This window comes from Caballeronia arationis, from assembly GCF_001544975.2.
Lineage (GTDB): Bacteria > Pseudomonadota > Gammaproteobacteria > Burkholderiales > Burkholderiaceae > Caballeronia > Caballeronia arationis.
This window is the reverse complement of sequence record NZ_FCOG02000274.1, coordinates 1-4,241: the sequence shown is the minus strand read 5'-3', so window position 1 is coordinate 4,241 and position 4,241 is coordinate 1. Positions and strand designations below refer to the sequence as shown.

The window sequence follows — 4,241 nt, the reverse complement described above, 5'->3', positions numbered from 1 at the left end:
GGTGGACGGAGAGCGCCCGAGCATTCGGGCCATGGCCCGAATGCTCACATCCTGCAGTCGTAGGCTTGCGATGGCGAGGCGTTCTTCAGGTTGCAGCTGCTGGTACGAAGTAGTTTTGTCGGGCATTGCAACACCTTATACGAGACAAGTGTTGCACCTCGCTTTTGAGGCCGTCCTTCGATACGAGCAGCATACAAAGCGAGAACCCGAACACGGCGAGTCGCGTGTCGATCGCAACGTCGCACCAGAGCAGGAAACGCTAGTAACGATCGCATCGGCCGAGATGCGCGACGACAGTTCCCACACGCTGCGTGGTGAATTGACGCCACACTTGGCCGGTTCGAGTCTTAAAACACACTCGTTGCGATGAGCACGAGTGACGCCCTTGACGGTCCATCACGGACCGCTTTCCCAATGGACCGGACGGCGACAGCCGAGCGCCCCGCCGCCGATAGGGGGCGCCTTCAGTTACTCATGAACCAGAACATGGCAACGACTGCGACTCCCATCACTGTCGTCGCGAGCCAGCCGGCCGCGCGCAACCTCACAGAGAGGATGAACGGATGAACTTACCCATGATCTTCGGGTTGACAGCCATGAACATGATCAGAACCATGATCGGTACGGAAACCACACCGTTGATCACGGCGCTCCAATACAGCGCTTTAATCGGATCGATGGGAGTGAATCCAATTGCCAACCCGACGGTCGTGGACAGAACGATGATTCCGTAGAACCGTTTGGCGAGCTGTAGTTTCAGGGCGAGGCTGTTTCTCCATCTGAATGTTCCGGCCATCGCATAGGCAGCGGACCCAGCGAGCACCGGAAGGGCAAGTAAGCCGGTGCCCACAATGCCGGCGCTAAAGAGCAGAAACGCGAACTTACCGGCGATCGGTTTCAACGCGAGTGCCGCCTGGGACGAGGTTTCGACGTTGGTTACGCCATGCGCGTTGAGGGTTGCCGCGGTTGCGAGGATGATAAAGAAGGCAAGTAGGTTCGAGAATCCCATGCCAACCCAAGTGTCCGTCCGAATCCGTCGTATGCTCGCAGGACCTTGGCCCGGCGCATCCTTGAGCGCTCGCTGTCCGGTCTCTGCGCGCATCTCCTCGACTTCCTGCGAGGCCTGCCAGAAGAACAGGTAGGGACTAATGCTCGTACCGAGGATAGCGACCACGGTAGTGATGTAGTCACTCTTCCAGGAAAGATGCGGCAGGACAGTGCGAATCGCCACGGTTTCCCATGGGATGGGGACGAAAAAGACAGTCGCCACGTAGGCAAATAGGGCGAGCGTAAGCCATTTGAGAACGTGAACATAGCTGCGGTAGGGCACGAAAACCTGCAGCAGCACGGATAACAGGCCAAGCGCGACGGTGTAGATATGAAGTAGGACCGCCCATGACAAGATTCACCGCAGCTCCCATTGCGGTCAGGTCGGCCGCAATGTTGATCGTGTTTGCGACGAGAAGCAGCAGTACCGCCCCGTACAGCAACCACGCCGGGTAATGACGTCGAATGTTGGTCGCGAGGCCGTGCCCGCTTACTCGTCCAAGCCTCGCGCTGATGACCTGGATCGCCACCATCAGCGGATAGGTGATGACAATCGTCCAGAGCATGTTTAGGCGCGAACTGTGCGCCGGCTTGTGAATACGTCGCAATTCCGCTCGGATCGTCGTCGGCCGCGCCCGTGATCAGACCGGGACCCAATTTCTGTACCCAGGACTCAACCTCTGTATCTGGTATCTCCGATGGGTTGATGTCGAAAGGCATCTTGCTCTCTGCTCCTGAAGCGATACGCGTTGTGAGTGCGTCCGCCAGCGGAGGCAGCAACGACCATTCAAACCATCTCCTCAACCCGGCGGAGGCTCGCCGTTGAAAGAGAACGAGACACACGACCTGCGCACCGATGACAGAGATCAACGTTAATGGCCGAATCTTGACCGAAGCGGACTACGGCGACTTTCTCGTCGACGTCCGGCGAGACGGTGTCAGATGCGTACCACCGGGCGACAACGCTCGATGACGCATCCGATACTCTACTGCTCCAATATTAAGAAACGCTTAAGTGCGGTTCATAGGGCCTGCTATCTTGAAGGCGACGATCTCGCCGAGTACGTCCACGTGCTACGTCATGCGGCAGTGTGGTATGTTTTTCCCGCAGTTCGATCGGCTGCTGAACCAATCAGGCAATTTGATCGCGCTGAAGACTGCCCCGGCGCGGCAGTGCCTGGCGTCTCGGCGGTTCGACGTAATCCTATTAAACATCGGAATGCCGGGCAAAGACCGCTACGCCCTATGCGGTGTTGCGCTCGTGACGACTAAGAGCAACTGTGTGATGCTCCGGCCTGGCCGACGACGTCCTGTTCAACAATCTCGAGGTAACGCTGAGCCTTGTCTGATACAGCGACGCGCCACGACTGCCCGTGCTGCTGACCTTGTCCAATACGTCTGCTGGATGATGACCCTAGGTGTTAAGTAGCGAATATTGCATAACAATTGAACTTAGCGTGGCGGCAGTGTACCAGCCAGGCTGGATCTAAAGGAAGGCTATGCAATTCACCGAGGTTACCTACAAAGGCTTCACCTTGAGGCCCATCGTCACGCGAGATCAACGGATGTACGCTGCGATATTCCCCTCATCCGCGCTCCAGACGGCGTTCAGCGTGTGAGCGGCGTTTTGAGTCACTTCCCATGCCCCGCTAGAGGCACAACGCTTGCGCTGTCCTACGGAATGGCAGAAATCGATCTCGAACCTCCCCCATTACCCGGGGGTTCCGGATTTGAGACACAGGATCGATTTTGAGATGGCGGCGCTAGCGTCGCACTGGTCGTCGTATGCCGTCTTTCCGACGCGTCGCGGCCGTGGCGCCCTTTCGGCAGCACCAGAAGGCCGCCTGTGGATCAGCGTCGAGGGTGCTTCTTTTCTTTAGAGGTGGGTAACCGTTGTGCAAGTAAAGCGCCTAGTTAAGCATTCGTGGGAAAACCTCTCACGCCGAAGATTTGACTGGAAGCATGGCGCGGAAGCGCGCAGGGTTCTTTGCAATCTCGAGGAGATGCACGGAAAGACCGATCCTGCTCATCTGCGATTAGCGGACGCCTACGCCTGCGATGTCTTCGGAGACATGTGCTATGCGCCTTGGCTTCGCGTGTACACGGCTTTTAACCGGACCTTCAAAGAAGGCTGGATTCCGGACAATTATTACGGCTGGGTCGTGGTTCCAAAAATGAAGGGCATGTATGGCAAGATAGCTCAGTTGAAGCCGCTGTCAGGGCTGCTCTTTCACGATGAGGTGTTTCCGGATCTTGGCTACTACGTGAACGGCATTTTCTTCTCTGCCGATCACGTCGCCATTCCCGACTCGAAGGTTTCTGAGTGGGTGTTCGCCAAAACGGAGACGATCGTCTTCAAACTTGACCAATCTTCGCAGGGCCGGGGCGTCTTCTTCATGGATCGCGCCAATTTCGACGTGAAGCGCATCAGGCAGCTCGGAAATGGCGTACTGCAACGGTTCATCGTTCAACACAAGCTGTTTGGCCAGTTTGAGTCTAAGGCAGTCGCCACGGTACGTCTCACCACCGTCGTCGACGATGCGGGCGACATTTCGCTGCGCGCCTGCTACCTTCGCCTCGGCCGGGCCGCCGACGCCTTTGTCCGCCCAGACAGCGAAATCTGCGTGCCTGTCGATCTCGCGAGCGGCCAGCTGTTTCGCGAAGGATATTTGAGCGACTGGATCGGTGTCGATGCGCATCCCGATTCCAAGACGAGATTCGAGGGCGTAACGCTGCCGGCGTTCGCGGACTGCGTGCGCAAGGTGATCGAGCTTCATGCAAAGATGCCCTATGCGCGTTGCGTGGGTTGGGATGTGACTGTCGATGTCGACGAGAAAGTCATGGTGATGGAGTGGAACGCGGAACACAACGACGTCAAATTAAGCGAAGCCACGCAAGGTCCTTGCTTCTCGGACCTCAAATGGGAGAAACTCAAGCTGAGCGCAATAGGCAGCTGAGTCACCTGACTTGTTGACTGCAGGACGATACTTCACACACGGCATCATCAGGTGCCTGGGGACAAACCGCCTAATGGCTTCTTTCAAGAGGAACTTCACGATTCTGATGACGTTGCAGGTGTCCACTTACCTGGCGCCGCTTCTGACACTGCCCTGGCTTGCGCGCGTGCTCGGTCCGAACGAATACGGACGTCTTTCATTCGCGCTGGCTTTCACCACTTATTTCATCACGCTGGT

3 protein-coding genes and 1 pseudogene are annotated in these 4,241 nt (G+C 57.0%); 2 read left to right on the top strand and 2 right to left on the bottom strand.

From position 1 onward, the window contains the following. Together AWB81_RS40785 and AWB81_RS40780 are read right to left on the bottom strand one after the other, a co-directional pair. Window positions 1-126, bottom strand: a 126-nt coding sequence (locus tag AWB81_RS40785; RefSeq protein ID WP_144444343.1) for a helix-turn-helix domain-containing protein, incomplete at its 3' end; no start/stop codon positions are given. A 338-nt stretch (window positions 127-464) separates the two neighbouring features. Beyond that, window positions 465-1,767, bottom strand: a pseudogene (locus AWB81_RS40780) (NRAMP family divalent metal transporter). Between the two features lie 1,283 nt (window positions 1,768-3,050). On the opposite strand from AWB81_RS40780, the gene AWB81_RS40775 reads away from it, so the two are divergent. Both AWB81_RS40775 and AWB81_RS40770 read left to right on the top strand, forming a co-directional pair. After that, entirely contained in the window at window positions 3,051-4,004 is a 954-nt protein-coding gene (locus tag AWB81_RS40775; protein ID WP_087135565.1) for a sugar-transfer associated ATP-grasp domain-containing protein, read from the top strand. 73 nt (window positions 4,005-4,077) lie between these two features. Then, on the top strand, window positions 4,078-4,241 hold a 164-nt coding region (locus AWB81_RS40770), incomplete at its 3' end, for an oligosaccharide flippase family protein (RefSeq protein WP_159939023.1).